Origin of the sequence: Bacillus sp. 22446, assembly GCF_052044955.1 — a bacterium.
Lineage (GTDB): Bacteria > Bacillota > Bacilli > Bacillales > Bacillaceae > Bacillus > Bacillus altitudinis.
Genome location: NZ_JBQEOD010000005.1, coordinates 143,372 through 158,797, shown reverse-complemented (window position 1 = coordinate 158,797; position 15,426 = coordinate 143,372). Strand labels below are relative to the sequence as shown.

The following is a 15,426-nucleotide window of genomic DNA, read 5'->3' as shown; positions in this document are numbered from 1 at the left end:
ACAGAACATACGTTTCTTTTCTATCCGATTGTATTCTCATTGTAGAAAGGGGCTAAATAACATTGAGATATATAAATAGTCATCTAGAAGATTGGATTGAGTCATTCCTTAGTAATATTGGCATAAATGAATCTTATCAATTAGACAAATACAAAATAGCTAATGACCTAGATATTTGGATATTTTATGTTAATGACACAAGTCATTATGTTGAGATTAACAACCTGTACACTATTTTTCTAAATAAAAACCTATCTAAAGAAGAACAATGGCAAGATTTCGCCCATGAACTTTGTCATATTGTTAGACAATCCAGTCAATTCTCAAATTTTCATTTGACCAAAACTTTATGGAATATCTATCAAGAAAGACAAGCAAATTATTTTGCTTATCATTTTTGCGTTCCAACATTCATGTTAATGGATTTGGATTTACCCAAAGAACATGAACTAGCTGTCTTGAAAATTTCTAACATTTTCAATGTTACTCCTGAATTTGCGAATCACCGTTTAAATCTTTATTATCAAAAAACTTTTTCTCAGACAAGGAGCGTTTTATATGGCTAGCATTGAAAAAAGAGGTAGCAATTCTTTTAGATTAGTTGTTGAAATCGGATATGATGCTAATGGTAAAAGGTTAAGGAAATATAAAACTATTCGTATAGAAGATCATAAACTGTTAAAAACAAAAAGAAAATTGCAGGAATACCTTTCGGATCAACTCTATCAGTTCAAGATGGAAGTGAATTCTGGAGAATATATCGAACCAGAAAAACTAACCTTTGAATCCTTCATCTATAAGTGGAAAGAAAAAAAGCTCCACCAAAAGAGTGGAAAACCTTATTCTTTGACAACATCGGATGTTTATTGGAGTCTCTTAAAAAATCACATTCTCCCCGTTTTTGGACATATGAGGATAGAACGAATAAAGAGTTTACATATCGTAGACTTTTTAGATGATTTATCAAAGGATGGTGCAAGAAAAGATGGTAAGCCAGGAGGATTAGGAGAAAGATCAATATTAGATATTTTTAAATTACTACAAGTGGTTTTTAAAACCGCAGCTGAAGAATGGAAGATTATCAAGGTTGATCCAATGAAGGGATTGCCCTTGCCGGTCAACGAGAAGAAGGAAATGAACTATTTTGAAGCTGATGAAGCTGCTCAATGTATTAAGGTTCTATATGAAGAAGTTGATATCAAATGGAGACTTTATTTCTTAGCAGCGATGATAGGAGGATTGAGACGCGGTGAAGGTCTTGCACTCGAATGGCATTTAGATGTAGATTGGGATGCTGGTGGATTTAAAATTAATCGTTCACTTTCAAAGACAGTTGATGGCAAACCACATGTGAAAGAACCTAAGTCCAAAAGTTCAAAACGATTTGTGCAAATGCCAGATTGGTATATGAATGAATTGTCTCTGTTTTATCATATGTGGAAAAGAGAAAAGGAAAAGCTAAATGATGCCTGGGAGGGTGGAGATCATCAATACATTTTTCATAGTGGGTTTGGAAAGCCCTATTATTACACAACACCAACTACCCAATGGAAGCGAATCACGCAAAAATATAAAATAAAAAATATCCGTTTACATGATTTGCGTCACACTATGGTCGCTTTATTGATGGAAGCTGGTGAAAGCATAAGTGCTATTCAAAGACGTGCTGGACATGCTAGCGCCAGAACAACATCTGATATATATGGCCATGTAACAGATGAAATGAAAAAGAGTGCAGCGAATCACTTTAATAAGTTTGATCCTAAACATCTGAGAAACACAAAAACAGAGATAGGAAATTTCCGTCCCCAAGTCGTCCCCAAGGTTAAAAATAATGCATAATACAAATTTGAGAAATTTCTCATCAAAAATAAAAAAATAGCCTTCCCCCTTGTATTCTAAGGGGGAATTAAATATAATAATATTTGTTGAAACATCCCGGGGCATTAGCTCAGCTGGGAGAGCGCTACGCTGGCAGCGTAGAGGTCAGCGGTTCGATCCCGCTATGCTCCATTATCAAAAGCCTATCCAATGATGGATAGGCTTTTTCATTTGATTTTACTCATAAAAGCTTATTTGTCTGGTTCTTGAATTTGATAACCAAAGACTCCTTTTATCTCAACATCCCCACAGCCTTCTTTTTTGGTCAGTTTAATACCATGGGGTCTATAAATGTAGCGCCCACTTGATAAAATTCGGTCTGTTGCACTTAGATCATATTGGTTACCTGTATACTCTTTGACTGATGACGGAAAATCCGTTCCTGATAAGGATGTTCTGAAGAGTGTCACCTCTAAAGTACAACCCTCTGCATTTAGTATAGAAAATTGGTAGCCATGAGTAGATGGATATTGTTCAGGATTATTTTGACCTCCTGGTACCCACAGATATTTTTCCTGTTCCGTCATGAGGAAATCAACTTCTACTTCTCGATAAATGGTCTTAGCTGCAACCTTTTCCATATTAAAATGGAACATAACAATGAAACAAAGAGACATCATTACACATATCCGGTTCATACAACCCCTCCATTCATTTTTACCATTATACAACAAATAAAACCAAAAATGGTTTTATTTTACTTTTTTTATAATAAATAAGGGTTGATTCATTCCATATGTGTTAACTTTCTATGACCTTTCTTAATGTTTCTTTGGTCTTTGGACCATATATGCCATCTGGGGTTAACCCATGCATCATTTGAAATCGAGACACTGCATTCGCAGTCTTGGGTCCGTAGTACCCATCGATTCCATTATTGATCGCTCCCTTATCAGGATAAAAATAAATCGATGCTAAGGCTTGTTGTACAGCTTTTACAGCTGACCCTTTTGTAAGAGGCTTCGTCACTTTTAAAATACCTGCAGGCAAACTGTATGTTTTTTTGACCTTGTTGGTTTTAGATGTTGATCTCGTTGATATGGTTTTGATAGATGTTTCTTTCACAGGTTTAGCTGTTGTCATTTGACTTGATGCTGATGCAATACCAGCTTTGAAGCCATCCCACCGATTTAACAGCTTACGCGGACACTCTTTCCCGCTCCAATGCTTATGCGGCACCACGTTTGATAAAGGAATTCCTAAATCCCCCATCAGTTTTCGAATGAGCCATTGGGCGTTTTCAACGGCTTGTTCAAAGTTACCGCCTGCATTTTCACAAATTTCAATTCCAATTGATTTCATATTGCCGGTTCCCCTGCCATCTCCTGCGTGCCAGCCATTTTCGTTTAAAGGTAAATGCTGATAAATGACCTGATCATCGACCGTGTAGTGCCAGCTAACCCCGGTACTTGCCCGAGCAACAAATGCTGCATGATTTGCCGCATCAGCCCCCCGTCCAGTGTTCGATGTATTATGCACCGTAATATAGAGCGGCTTCATCCTGTTTCCTGGTCTGTTGCGATTTTGTTTTGGGATGAGTGCTTGAATGATCTTCACCATATTGTTTCTCCTTCAAAAATTATTTTGTTAACCCTCTTTGTTTCAGGGCATCTTTTTGCAATTGACCTTTATAGGTCACATAATTATTTTTAAACCAAGCGATCACGGCAGTGACCATAGTGAAAATTGTGGAACCTGCCACATATAGTGCCTCTCCTGCGGTTTGCACTTGCTCCTCGCTAATCGGCAGCACTGTTTGTCCAAACATGACAAGCGTTTGGTTGATAAGCGCAATAAAAAGAAGCACTGTGCGAATCACAGTGCCTTTGTCGAATGTTTTCATGATGTTTCCCTCCTATTTTAAATTCCGTTCAATTTTATCGAGCTTGTCGATCACGACGTCATACTTCTCACTAAACTTTGCTAACACATCATTTTGCGCCTCGATTTGCTCATTGAGTTTGTTTTCTCGTTCTTTTGTAGTGTTGAGAACATAAAACAGAATCCAGCAAAAAAGAACGGCGAATGGGCCTTGTGTCATTAAGTTTTGAACGACATCTACTTCCATTTGAATCACCTTCTTTCCGGCAAAAAAATAAAGCCATTAGGCTTTGTATATTTCTCCAGTTATATTTTGATAGTCTTCTGCCGAGATCCAGCCAATGCTTACATAAAATGCAATGTCCTCTGGGCCGTAACACTGCCAGTCCCAGAATTGTTTGATATCCGCTACAGTTGGAAACATCATTCTGAAGCACCTACTTTTTGCATAGCTAATAGCTGCGTTAATTGTTTTGATAACAAAGCATTTTGTTTCTTTAAAAGTTCGATATCACTTGGCGGGAGTGGGGCCGGTTTTAAGCTGTCTATATACTCTTGGGTCGCTGATTCATACCATTGTTGTTTTTTTACATCAAATGCTGCTTTATAGAAGGATGGATTATTAGGTGGAGCAATTGTTGTACATTGATCTGGCACTACATAATTTCCTTCGTCATCCACCTGAGACACTTCTATAGGTCTGACCAATTCGTATCGATGATTGTATTCATAGACTTGTATCATACTATCACTTCCTTAATTTAATGGGATGACCGTGTCTAAATAGTAGCCAGTTACCGCACTATCATTTGCTGATAATAAACCAGTTAGCTTTAGCTCTCCTGTTTTGTATATAAGTAATTTACTATGACCCGTTGTACCTGATACGGGAACTGATACTACTAGGCCTTTATCTGGTAAGCCTGTAATTGGAATACTTCCACAGATAACTTCTCTATTTGCTTTTAGGTGACCTCTCAACAATAATAAATTTCCCCATCTAGTATATTCAACTGGTCTTTCTCCAATAGAAGAACCATTACCTAAGGTTACATTTAGCCACTTAACATTTTCAAAATCAGCATCAGTCACTAGTTTTTTCCACCCTTTAAAAACACCATCAGTATGGACTGTTCCGAACCAATGAGTGTTGTCGTAACTTCTGCAGACATGAATGGTCTTTCTACCATTTACAGTTTCTAAGATATCGATATTAAACCAAGAAGAATCATTATCGACAGGCATATTTACAATATTAGATCCTACAGCAAAGTAAAAGCCGGATGGCAGCGTTAAAATATCAGTTCCTATTGACATTGAAAGTCTTAATCCCTTTGAATTTAATAGGTTATGGTCATTGAGACGTTTCCAACCGCTCCACTCTTGTTGTGTACCCGTTACATCAGTTGTTGAACGGTTAATATAAACATCTCCTGTATTGTTTGCACCGATGACCCATCCATAGGTATTTTCACTAAAAACAGACAAAGCCCTCATGGAACTTCTTGTCGGAAGATCTGGATGTGCTTCATGAATGTACCATGAATGAACTCCCGGCAATTTTATCAGCTTATCTAAAATACTAGGATCATCCGCATTAATTCTTTCAAAAGCTTTTCCATCGTCAGCAGTAATTTTAGATAATTGTCCTGCATCCCATTTGTTTTTTTCGTTTTGAGTAGGCATTTGCAGCCAATTGATCGCAATGTCATTCACATGATAGTAAAAACAAAATGCATTACCTGAAGTGTCGATTGCGATTCCTACACCGATATTATTTTGACCTACTAGCTGAAAGCCTCTTAATGCAGCATTTCCTATAGCTGGAGAATCGACTACTCCAGAACCACCTGGCGCATAAAATGAGCAAGCTCCTAGCGCTTTAATTCCCTCATAGATACTGCCACCAGCAGGGATATTAATCAATTGGGACCCGTTATCATTTGTCAGTTTATATAGCTGTGATTCGTTCCATTTTTTCTTTTCCGAACCAGATACGTGAGGAATTGGATCTCCCGTATGAAGGTTGAATTGTTCTAGTAGTTCCTGATCATTTTCAATCAAAATTTTCACTAAATCGTTAAAGAGATCTGCATGAGCTTTATCACTCGTCTTAAAAGGTTGAGGTGTTTTTATAACGGTTTCTCCTTCCAAAAATACTTTATTATTAAGCGATATTATGATAAAAGCAACTAGTTCACTTCGTTCTAAATCGGAAACCAAACGTGATAAATTCATTAGGATTCAGATCATTAGAACAATATTGGACACAAACTTTTCCATCTGTCCCGATTGCTGTCCTATGAATTTGTGGTGTACTACTCTTACCTATGCTTGACGCTACTCCAATAAAGTGAGTCGATTGCATTGGTCTAAATCCTTCTTTTAAGGTAAAAGCAACAGAGTCAAAACCAACCTTACCACCGGTAATTGACCCAATAATTTCAACCACACCTAATGCATCTTTACTATATTGCACGGTGTGGGGAATACCATCGACAGAATTATATATTTTCCAACCATTATCGAGCTGCGGAAGTTCTACCTTGTTCCACTTCACCTCTTCATCCGCAGCAGTCAGTAATCTACGCCAGCCCTGCCAGCCTAAATTTAAATCAAGATAGTTCGTAAAGACGTTATTACGATAATCTACAGCAATCACCCATCCAAACGTCCCCTTGTTATTACTGTCCGCAGATGTAAAGTGATAAAAACCGCGTGCAGATAAAGCTGAAGGATTGTCCTGTACACCAGCTGGAGAATAAAATGTGCCAAATGTTTTTCCCGCCTGTGTAATTTTATCGAGTAAACTCTCTGTAGTTCCTACAGATACACGTACACCACCCGTGTCATTTGTAATTTTAATTAATTGGCTGCCATTCCATTTATTTAAATCTGATAAATTTGGTAGAGGTGTCCACGTAATCGTAGTGTGACCAGAATTGTAGTAAAAACTATATGCATTCCCCGCTATGTCTACTGCAAAGCCTGCTCCTATATTATTTTGGCCAACTATTTGCATACCTCTTAGTGATATATTTGACGGTGATGGAGAATCTTCGACTCCAGAAGCTGCATAAAATGTACATGTCCCTTTATCCTTAATCGCATCAAATATTTTTGAATCAGCAGAGACATTGATAAGCTGCATACCGTTATCTGCTGTTATTTTATAAATTTGTGATTCATTCCACTTTTTCTTTTCCACATCTGAGGAATGTAAATTGACATCACTTTTATGAGTTAAAAGTTGCTCAAGTAGCCCCTGATCATTCTCAAGTAAAACCTTTACCATGTCATTGAATAAATCAGCATGGGCTTTGTCGCTAACTTCAAATGACTTTGGTTTTTTTATCTCCATTTCGATCTACTCCTTCTTTTAGAAAGTTTGGGTCAATTTCTTTTAATTGCTCTAAAGTCAGTATGTGCTGGTGATATCCCTCTTTCATCTCTTCCATTGAACAATCCCCTAATTCAATGGCTTGTTTGACCAACTCAGGTGTCACCCATTGAAAATATAATGCCATGACCCAATAATTCATGTTTCACTCCCTCCTTTAATGAAGAGGATCTCATTTTTCAGCGCTTTTAGTTCGTTTGTTAGAAGATCACATTGGTGCTCAAGTTGTTTTCTCATCAGCTTTTCTTTGGCTACTTCTTGTGCTAGATAATCTAGTGGAAGAGGTGGTTGATACCTCGGGTTGGCTTGGGATTCCTCCCACCATTTTTTCAATTCTTCTGCCGTTGGCTTTGGCACATTTAAATGCCACTCGTTTATATACGAACCGTCACCATCATTTCTTAGTTCAAAATCTTTTTGGGGGTCCGCTTCGGGGTATTTATACTTAATGGCTTCATATAAAATCATCAGAATCCTCCTACACTCTCGGGAAATTTCGTCCGCCTATTTCCGTAATATCGAAATAGTTGTACCAACCTGAATTATCAGATACATAACGACTAACGTCTCCGTCATACCCTACATATAGGTACATTTCTAAATAGTCTCCCTTATTAGCCGGTACATTTGCAGCACCATAAAGTCCCATACTAAAGCTCAACGTATCAGATGGGCTTACCGGACTTTGCCTTTGTTGTGCAATATTTTTATATCTTTTTCCATTCAAATAGATCGATAATTCAAAGTTCGCGTATCGTTGAAAGCTTTCAATATAAACACCTGCATTTACTAAATACATTCCATTTTCAGGGCAGATGAAGCGATTATTATTGATATCAAAATTGTTATGACTATCTTTTATTTTTCGATTAAAAAGGACTTTTTGGTACTCTCCCTTGGTTAACAGCTGCTTACCAGTTGTACCAATATTCGTATGAAGAAAACCAGATATTTTGTGCCACTCGGTCCAACCAGAGGCAATATACCACTGTCTAAACCAAATACCTGTACTAGTAAAATAACTACCTGCTTCATTACCATTGCCATAATAATATTGTACAAAACGATACTCGTTTATTTTTTCGTTCTTCACAAAACCATATCTTGTAGGGTATCCAGTATCATTCGATTCAGTAATAGCCATCAACGTAATGCCAATTGGATATTCCTCACCGCTGACTGATGCATCTTGAATGGCTTGGTCGCCTGTTAAAATAAACAAGCTTTCATTCGTTATCCCTGCTATTTGTTGACTGAGCGCATTGTCATTCTCTACAAGTGTGTTGACCATCCGGTTAAATAAGTTGGCATGGGCTTTGTCAGAGGTTTCAAACGGTAAAGGTGATTTTATGTCCACTTCTTTTCCCCTCCATTAATAAATATCATCAATCTCAAAAACAAATTCGATGTCGCCGTCTTTTTGTTTGTCTGTCATGGTGCGGATGGCGGTGAATTTGCCGGCTTCGTCGACAAGGGCTAGTTCATTGATGACTTCGCCTGCTAGTTCTCCTTCAGCAATGGTGCAGCTGTAGCGGATTTTTGCCGGTTCCATGAAGGTAAAAGAGTCAATATTTTTTTGAATCAGTTCTTTTTTGAGTGCTTGTTCGGTTCCGTCAAGAGAGATCGGTTTTCCATCCTTTGTTCCTCCATTTCCGAATGCCATTTTGACGACTTTTGTGAGTTTTGTTCCTTCTGCTCGTGCCTTTGCCATTTGTTGACGTGCATATAGTGTGGTTACGGTTAATTGATCAGCCATTGTGATCCTCCTTATAGGTCTATTTTTTTAGAAGTTGCTGCCAGCATTTTTGATCCATCAAGTGGAACGGATCCATCGAGAATCCAGTAATGCTCCTTGATCAGTAAACTGCCGCCTTGTTCATTTTGAACATGTACTGGTAAGCGGAACGTCATCCTCTTTTTCGTTTGATGTGAAAGCTGGTTCTTTGCGCGCAAAGTCAGCGTAGCTGCTTGCTTCGTTTCATGCGATGCTCCAGTCATAACATAATTCAGACGATATGCTGTCTCTTTCTCTTGTTGAAGCGGCATTCTCATCTTTAATGAATGCCGAAAGCGAGCAGGGACCTCCGTAGTACCTCGTATCCCGCTGAGATAGAACGTTCCATTTAATATGAATTCACCATTGAGTAAAATTGGAATATGATCGAAAAAGCCCACTCTGCTTCGCAGTGTGAGCCGCTGGTGATGATCATTTGTTTCATGAACATCGGTATGATGAATGGCGGTGAACGTATACGCCAAATGTGCTGGCTTTAACGTTTCGAGTATTTCGACGATATATCTTGTGTTTTGCAGGTCATCCAGGTTGACACGCAATGCAAAATGATAACGATTGGTTGTAAGTCGGATGATCGCACTCGGATTTTTAAGAAATCGATTCACAGATTTCTCTAATGACAGATACGTAATTGGTGGAATGTTCGACATCATATTAAGTAATCGCGCTCTGCGCAGCTCAATCGAATCATCTGACTCTCGCTGCACCTTGAGCATTCTTTCCCACCGATTCAATCCCCACGTCGCTGTTAAGGGGAAGAACTGATCCGTTACATCAAAAATGGATTCGTCCAATTGTTCAAACTCTGGTGCCTCTGTTTTTAGTAAATGATCCACATCATAAATCTCTGTGAAATAAGGCGGCAAGTAGTTTTTCATTTCATCAAGTTTGCTCAATAACCTTCACCTGCCTCAGACGTGGTATCTCAATGTCCTGTAATACTAAGTTTTTTGACTCCCCATTCAATAAGACGTTTGCATAATCAGACACACTCTCTGAATGGTACAAAATATCATTTAAGGCGGACATTCGAATCGTACTTTTTTCAAATGCGATTGATTTTAACAGTGCTTTGACCTTTTCTTCTATTTCTTTTTGCGCACCCTCAAGTGTCCAGTCCATCTGAAGTTCGACGGACACTTCTACGTCAATATCCAGCCACTTGGCGCTTTCCACGGTTGCTTTTGAACCAATAGGAGCTTGCCCTTCTCCTTCTCCCGGTACAGGATCGATATACTCCTGGACCCTTTTGACAAGAAGCTCAGATGCTACATCTAGATTGCCATCTGTGATGACAATTTTGACCGTTCCCTCTCCATTCCATAGCGGGAATACTTTCGCTCTGCCGACACCAACCACTTCCTCGGCCCACTTTTTGTAATGTGCTCTGTTGGCACTGACAGCCTCTCGCCTTGCGCGTATTAAATACCGATCGTATAATGACGCATCATCTTCTTCCTCTTGCCCTGGTATCACCAATTCCTTCATGATCATCGACTCTAGACTCGGAATGGTATCAAGCGATAGCAGCGGCTGACCTGTTAATTGCCCATTGCCGACTGTACCTGTTGTCTCGCATTCTAGTGTACCGTCCTTTGAAAATTGAAAATAAACATCTTCAATAAAGAATCTTGATCCTGCTGGAATATTTACGTTCTCTGGTTGAATGGTTACGGACCAGACCGCTTTGGTGGCTGGCTTTCTTTCAATCCCCACTTCTGCTGCTCGTCGATCTAAAAATTCCCCCTGTGCTGTATCAGCAAAGACAAGCTCAAATACTTGATCAAGCCAAATATACGACTGAGCTAGTTCAGCAGCAGCAGGTGCCAAGGCATTCCAAATGACGCTGTTTTCTCTTTTATCTATGTCATCTGGCAACCTGTCCAGCATTCTTTCCATCAACGTCTCATACGTTTGCTCCTCAAACATCTCCCTCCATCACCTCCTCTATTTCTAATGTGCCTTCATCTGTGACAATGGCTAGTTTGACTTGAAAGGCATCATTTTGCTTCGTGACTTCTATCTCTTCAATATGATCAATCCGCTCATCAACGACCAATGCTTCTTCTAGCAATCTTGGAATCTCCATTTCTTTGTATTCATCTGTTGCTTCTGTATCGGTCAATAGCTCCTGAATTTCAGTGCCAATGTCGTGACTGTAAATGGGATGTGCATAGCGCTCTGTTCGCAATGTCATATAAATAAATTGACGGATCGCTTCAATGCCTGTAATGGCTTCATTTGTCAGCCTACCATTTTCAAAATCTATGCGATACGTCGTCGAGGTTTCTACCTCTTCGTCTTCTTCTGTTTCCTCGATTTCTTCCTCTGGTGAAAGTGCCACATTCATCACCTCCCTTACAATTTGTCGATGATGTAAAAGGACTGCCCTCCTGCCATTGCAAGTACCATAATGCTGTCTCCCTTTTTCAACTCATCATCCTCACCCTTATTTAAGCGTTTGGGCCAAATGAGCAGTTCTTCTGGAATGATCAGCTTACTGTTCTCATTTAATCGGATGTGAAGAGGCGAAGCCATTGTGACCTCTCCAATCACCAGATCAATTGGAGAAGCTGCATCTACTGCATTGACAGCGAGTCGTTTAATTGCTTCACTTAATCTCATGCTTGATCACCCTTTGGCATGGAATTTTTCTCAACGACGTCAATTGTCATGGTGTGCTTCACTCCATTGAATTCGTGTTTGTCTTGATCGATCCAGTAGGTTTTTTTGATGTTGATTTCAGGGATTTTCAAATAGATTGGCAGACCGCTTTGCAGTTCAGGGATTCCGAGTGCTTGTATACTTTTCACTTCTTGTTTGACGCCTTTTTTTTCAGCTAGGCGTACTTTCGCTCTTTTTTGAAGCTGCGGCTGGTTGATTTGACCTGTGACCGTCTCCACATGCTGTAAAATGCCGTACTGACTCTGACCCGCTTTGTCCTGTTCGATCACCACAATATCTGATTTGCTACCTTTTTTCTTATTCTTCCCCTGTTCGTCTACAGACGTGCGCATCTTCACACGTGTTGCTGTCTCTTCAATGGAGGTGCTGTACTGATAACCGATGAGGTTGACGCCTGATTCAATGACCCACACGTCCTCTGGATCGGGCCAAGCTCTCAGTCCCATCTTGCCTTTAGCAGAATAAATTTGATAATTTCTACCGGTTTGCCGCTTCGTTTCTTTCAATGCTTTTAAAATGATGTCATATAAACTCGTGTCATTTTTAAAAACGAGAGACTTCATGACATGTCCTGTATTTGCGATGGATGTCATAGGAATTTGAAAGTCTGCCCCGATCCGCCTCAAAATTTGATCTGCCCGTTGATTTGAAAAAACATATACATCTTGGTTTTTCACTAAATATTGGAGCATATCGTATGCGGTAAAGGTCAGCTTTCCTTCAACAGGCGTCCTAGAAAACACGATGCCTCTGAACAGCTCTTTTCCTTTCCATTTAAAAAGAACCGTGTCTCCTTCTGAGACACGGTAATATGTTTGACTGCCTTGCTTTGTGATAATGTTCGCCTGAATAGAGCGAGGGGCCTGATACCTTTGCCCCTGAAGTGTCACACTCTCTGTGACAAGCTCATACATCGTGCCGCTTCTGATGGCAAAAAGCTCAATCAATGTCAGCCCCCCTATTGTGGTATTTTCAATTTTTGCCCTGGAAAAATCCAATGTCCCGGCTGTTTAATATTGCGTTTACTTCGTTTGATCATCGCTGCTTTATTGGCATTCCAAATACGCCGCCATTTTGTACTATCGCCATAAAAACGGCCTGAAATGGCCCAAAGAGTATCTCCTTTTTTGACAGTGTACAATTTTGGTGGTGTTTTTGAGGGTCTTTTCTTTTTGGTTTGTTTCGCTTTTTTCTTTCGTTTGATTTTCCTAGGCGATGCGGTTTTATATTCCTTTAACTCGATCGTAAATTCACGATCCCCTATGTCATAAGACCCTTCCTTGTGTGTGAAGCTCTCAATGCTGCACGTCATGTTGATTTTAGTCCCTGTCACAATCAGTCGCACAGACTTCTTTGAACGCATCATTCGTTCAATTTTCGCTATTGCATTCTCTGGTGATGGAATGCTTTTATATTCAGCAATTGGCGAATATTTCTTAGGAAATAATGAGGTGAATGATACTTGTTTAGCCGATGGTACATCAATAAAAGTCAGTTCTCCAAAGGAGGAGACCTTCACTGTTTCATTTTGTACGTTATTTGTAATCTCAAGTTCGGATGGAAGCACAGGGAATCGCAACTTCTCCTTGCCTTGGGAAATCCACAATTGATACACTGATTTACCCATCGATCACGACCCCTTTCGTTCCTGTCTGAAGCTCTACTTCCAGTTCGTCTACAAGCATTTGTCTAATTTTTTCGACAAGCGATTGCTGATCCTGTCCATTATGGAAATGCTGATCACCATTGAACTGGATGGTGATTTGTTTATTGCCTGACGTTGTTGCAGTCCCAGCTGGCTGTGCTGAGGTGACTTGCTGCATCTGTGATTCTGGTAAAGGAGCAGATGCATTTGATGGATCATAGACTTGCATCCCAAGTGCCTTTGCTGCCTGCGTCAATAAATATCTCCCGCGAATGCCTCTTTCTTCTGGAATAATCCATTCGCGTTTGTTTCCTTCACCGACTCTAGCTACCTGCTCCTGAGTAATCAGACCGCCATTGGCGTAGCCTTTATAAGGACCGCCTCTTCTCATACTCCGTAATCCCGGTGTATTGAAGACTGTTCCATATCTGCCCTTAATGTAGTTAATGGCTGCTACGGCATTATGAATTGGGTTCCAAATATCATTCATGCCCTTGCCTTTATTGGAATGGAAGGTCGGCCCAATGGTTTGCATTAACCCTTTAGAAGGCGTTCCCTTCTTGGCGTTGGAATCCCACAAGTTGATGGCTTTCGGGTTACCATTTGATTCGTGCTGAGCGATTGTCATAAGACCTGGAAGCCAACTCATCGATGTGCCAGTCGCCATCAGAGCTGCCATGAGCCATTGCTGAACACTAAGACCTGAAGCACCCATACCGCTGAACGCTCCGATTAATGAACCCGCTTGATTTTCAGCAAACTTTTTCACATCAACTGAATCGAGCCCTTTGACGACACCGATCGATGCGAATTTCCCTAGACTCATCATGACACGCGAAGGAGAATGAATGTCTAGTTCTTCTCTAAACGCCTGTTCCACTTTCTTCGCCATTTCTTTGGCAGCTTGTGTGACTTCACTTGCTTTTGAACGCATGCCGCTATTGAAGGCGTCGATCATTCCTGAACCCCATCCTGGTGATTCTTGTTTGGCTTGCAGGAATGGTTGTTTGACGTGTTGGTCTACGTATTGGCTTGTGCCAATTGATGTGGCATTTTGACCTGTTGCAAAGCCACTAACAGTTCCAGAACCCCAAGTTGGTGATGCTGTCATCACTTGTTGGTATGGTGCTTTTACACGACTTTGCAAAAAGCTGTCAGTTCCTGTTGGTGTCATTTGCTGGCCAGTAGCAAATGCCGATACCGTTTGTTGTCCGTACTTTCCTGAATCTGATGTCATTTGATTAAATGGCTGCTGAATGTTTTTTTGCTTCCATTGATCAAGTGAAACCACCTTTTGATTCAGCCCTTGTTCAAAATCATGATTAAATTGCTCGCCTATGCTGGCAGATTGGATGTTTCCATTCATTGAAACCGTTCCACCAATCGAACCGGCAGAAGTATTTGGAGCTGCTGGAGCATTAGGCGTTATTGGAGCTGAAGAGCTAGAAACTGGACTTGCTGCTCCGCTGCTGCTTGGCACAACAGACATTCCAAGATGAGAAGCAGCCTGTGCAAGCAGCATCTTCCCGCGTCCCCGGTTATTTTGAGTTGGAATGACAAATTCGTTACCTGCTTCACCAATCCATGATAAGGTAGGTTGGGTGATATAGCCGCCTGTGGCTTTTTTATCAGGATCTCCAAATAAATGTTTTACTACAAAATTAATGCCATCGCCCGCTTTGTCAAAAATCTTTTTAACCCAGTTAAATGCTTTAGAAAAACCATCACTTATGGCACCAGCCACTTTTACGATCGGTGTCTGAATATTATCTTTAAACCATTTGGATAATCCATTCCATATATCTGTCACCACTTTATACGCTTCTTCAAACTTCTTACCAATGCTATCTTTGATGGTTCCAACCGTTTCTACAAGCGGATTCCATACATTGTTCATAAACCAAGAGGATACTGCTCCAAAAATTGATTGAATGGTTTTCCACGCATTTGATAATGCTGTCCAAATCCCAGTAGCGACTGTAACAACTGTGCTGCTTAGCGGTGTCCAGACGTTTTCGATAAACCAGCCTGCTACTGCACTGAATGTTTCTTGTATCCACGTCCAGGCATTGACTAGACTTGTCCAAATCGTGGTTGCTACCGTAACGACTGTGTCGCTTAGCGGTGTCCAGACGTTTTCGATAAACCAGCCTGCTACTGCACTGAATGTTTCTTGTATCCATGTCCAGGCATTGACTA

Annotated in this window: 21 protein-coding genes and 1 tRNA gene; 3 read left to right on the top strand and 19 right to left on the bottom strand. The window is 40.2% G+C overall.

Going from position 1 to position 15,426, the window contains the following annotated elements:
• Positions 1 to 62 precede the first annotated feature (62 nt).
• The 3 genes from ACTJJD_RS12370 to ACTJJD_RS12360 all read left to right on the top strand — a co-directional run bounded on the left by ACTJJD_RS12370 (position 63) and on the right by ACTJJD_RS12360 (position 2,013).
• Positions 63 to 566, top strand: coding sequence for an ImmA/IrrE family metallo-endopeptidase (locus ACTJJD_RS12370; protein ID WP_252056570.1), 504 nt, complete (start codon positions 63 to 65; stop codon positions 564 to 566).
• Positions 559 to 1,842 carry a tyrosine-type recombinase/integrase gene (locus ACTJJD_RS12365; protein ID WP_440608440.1) on the top strand — a complete coding sequence of 428 codons (1,284 nt, stop codon included), beginning with the start codon at positions 559 to 561 and terminating at the stop codon, positions 1,840 to 1,842. The genes ACTJJD_RS12370 and ACTJJD_RS12365 overlap by 8 nt, the downstream gene beginning before the upstream one ends.
• Before the next feature lie 98 nt (positions 1,843 to 1,940).
• A tRNA-Ala gene (locus ACTJJD_RS12360) sits at positions 1,941 to 2,013 on the top strand.
• 59 nt (positions 2,014 to 2,072) lie between these two features.
• Here the strand turns inward: ACTJJD_RS12360 and ACTJJD_RS12355 are convergent.
• The 19 genes from ACTJJD_RS12355 to ACTJJD_RS12265 form a co-directional block, all read right to left on the bottom strand.
• Positions 2,073 to 2,519 (bottom strand): biofilm-forming protein, encoded by a 447-nt coding sequence (locus ACTJJD_RS12355; RefSeq protein ID WP_440608439.1) that lies wholly within the window; start codon positions 2,517 to 2,519, stop codon positions 2,073 to 2,075.
• 103 nt (positions 2,520 to 2,622) lie between these two features.
• On the bottom strand, positions 2,623 to 3,441 hold the full coding sequence (locus ACTJJD_RS12350) for a peptidoglycan recognition protein family protein (protein WP_045034522.1): 819 nt from the start codon (positions 3,439 to 3,441) through the stop codon (positions 2,623 to 2,625).
• A 19-nt stretch (positions 3,442 to 3,460) separates the two neighbouring features.
• The gene (locus ACTJJD_RS12345) at positions 3,461 to 3,724 is read right to left on the bottom strand and encodes a phage holin (protein WP_019743388.1); all 264 of its coding nucleotides are present in this window, start codon (positions 3,722 to 3,724) and stop codon (positions 3,461 to 3,463) included.
• 12 nt (positions 3,725 to 3,736) lie between these two features.
• The gene (locus ACTJJD_RS12340; RefSeq protein WP_017367922.1) at positions 3,737 to 3,949 is read right to left on the bottom strand and encodes a BhlA/UviB family holin-like peptide; all 213 of its coding nucleotides are present in this window, start codon (positions 3,947 to 3,949) and stop codon (positions 3,737 to 3,739) included.
• A gap of 36 nt (positions 3,950 to 3,985) precedes the next feature.
• The gene (locus ACTJJD_RS12335) at positions 3,986 to 4,129 is read right to left on the bottom strand and encodes an XkdX family protein (protein WP_178897252.1); all 144 of its coding nucleotides are present in this window, start codon (positions 4,127 to 4,129) and stop codon (positions 3,986 to 3,988) included.
• Positions 4,126 to 4,446, bottom strand: a complete 321-nt coding sequence (locus tag ACTJJD_RS12330) for a hypothetical protein (RefSeq protein WP_045034524.1) — start codon at positions 4,444 to 4,446, stop codon at positions 4,126 to 4,128. Before ACTJJD_RS12330 ends, ACTJJD_RS12335 begins: the two co-directional genes overlap by 4 nt.
• 12 nt (positions 4,447 to 4,458) lie before the next feature.
• On the bottom strand, positions 4,459 to 5,940 hold the full coding sequence (locus ACTJJD_RS12325) for a hypothetical protein (protein WP_256734168.1): 1,482 nt from the start codon (positions 5,938 to 5,940) through the stop codon (positions 4,459 to 4,461).
• Positions 5,900 to 7,063 (bottom strand): hypothetical protein, encoded by a 1,164-nt coding sequence (locus ACTJJD_RS12320; protein ID WP_342473507.1) that lies wholly within the window; start codon positions 7,061 to 7,063, stop codon positions 5,900 to 5,902. The genes ACTJJD_RS12325 and ACTJJD_RS12320 overlap by 41 nt, the downstream gene beginning before the upstream one ends.
• The gene (locus ACTJJD_RS12315; protein ID WP_072368326.1) at positions 7,035 to 7,244 is read right to left on the bottom strand and encodes a phage portal protein; all 210 of its coding nucleotides are present in this window, start codon (positions 7,242 to 7,244) and stop codon (positions 7,035 to 7,037) included. The genes ACTJJD_RS12320 and ACTJJD_RS12315 overlap by 29 nt, the downstream gene beginning before the upstream one ends.
• Complete coding sequence (locus tag ACTJJD_RS12310; RefSeq protein WP_335364744.1) at positions 7,241 to 7,570, bottom strand: XkdW family protein; 330 nt, start codon at positions 7,568 to 7,570, stop codon at positions 7,241 to 7,243. Before ACTJJD_RS12310 ends, ACTJJD_RS12315 begins: the two co-directional genes overlap by 4 nt.
• Before the next feature lie 10 nt (positions 7,571 to 7,580).
• The gene (locus tag ACTJJD_RS12305; RefSeq protein ID WP_160758056.1) at positions 7,581 to 8,459 is read right to left on the bottom strand and encodes a hypothetical protein; all 879 of its coding nucleotides are present in this window, start codon (positions 8,457 to 8,459) and stop codon (positions 7,581 to 7,583) included.
• A 15-nt stretch (positions 8,460 to 8,474) separates the two neighbouring features.
• Complete coding sequence (locus ACTJJD_RS12300; protein ID WP_025207867.1) at positions 8,475 to 8,858, bottom strand: phage tail-collar fiber domain-containing protein; 384 nt, start codon at positions 8,856 to 8,858, stop codon at positions 8,475 to 8,477.
• Positions 8,859 to 8,869: 11 nt separating this feature from the next.
• On the bottom strand, positions 8,870 to 9,793 hold the full coding sequence (locus tag ACTJJD_RS12295; protein ID WP_440608438.1) for a YmfQ family protein: 924 nt from the start codon (positions 9,791 to 9,793) through the stop codon (positions 8,870 to 8,872).
• Positions 9,780 to 10,826, bottom strand: coding sequence for a baseplate J/gp47 family protein (locus tag ACTJJD_RS12290; protein WP_440608437.1), 1,047 nt, complete (start codon positions 10,824 to 10,826; stop codon positions 9,780 to 9,782). Before ACTJJD_RS12290 ends, ACTJJD_RS12295 begins: the two co-directional genes overlap by 14 nt.
• Complete coding sequence (locus ACTJJD_RS12285; protein WP_024719684.1) at positions 10,819 to 11,241, bottom strand: DUF2634 domain-containing protein; 423 nt, start codon at positions 11,239 to 11,241, stop codon at positions 10,819 to 10,821. The genes ACTJJD_RS12290 and ACTJJD_RS12285 overlap by 8 nt, the downstream gene beginning before the upstream one ends.
• Before the next feature lie 14 nt (positions 11,242 to 11,255).
• On the bottom strand, positions 11,256 to 11,522 hold the full coding sequence (locus ACTJJD_RS12280; RefSeq protein ID WP_039169977.1) for a DUF2577 family protein: 267 nt from the start codon (positions 11,520 to 11,522) through the stop codon (positions 11,256 to 11,258).
• Positions 11,519 to 12,529 (bottom strand): XkdQ/YqbQ family protein, encoded by a 1,011-nt coding sequence (locus tag ACTJJD_RS12275; protein WP_017367933.1) that lies wholly within the window; start codon positions 12,527 to 12,529, stop codon positions 11,519 to 11,521. Before ACTJJD_RS12275 ends, ACTJJD_RS12280 begins: the two co-directional genes overlap by 4 nt.
• Before the next feature lie 11 nt (positions 12,530 to 12,540).
• Positions 12,541 to 13,209 (bottom strand): LysM peptidoglycan-binding domain-containing protein, encoded by a 669-nt coding sequence (locus tag ACTJJD_RS12270; protein WP_007500584.1) that lies wholly within the window; start codon positions 13,207 to 13,209, stop codon positions 12,541 to 12,543.
• A partial coding sequence (locus ACTJJD_RS12265) for a transglycosylase SLT domain-containing protein (RefSeq protein ID WP_440608436.1) occupies positions 13,202 to 15,426 on the bottom strand: 2,225 nt, incomplete at its 5' end. The genes ACTJJD_RS12265 and ACTJJD_RS12270, both read right to left, overlap by 8 nt.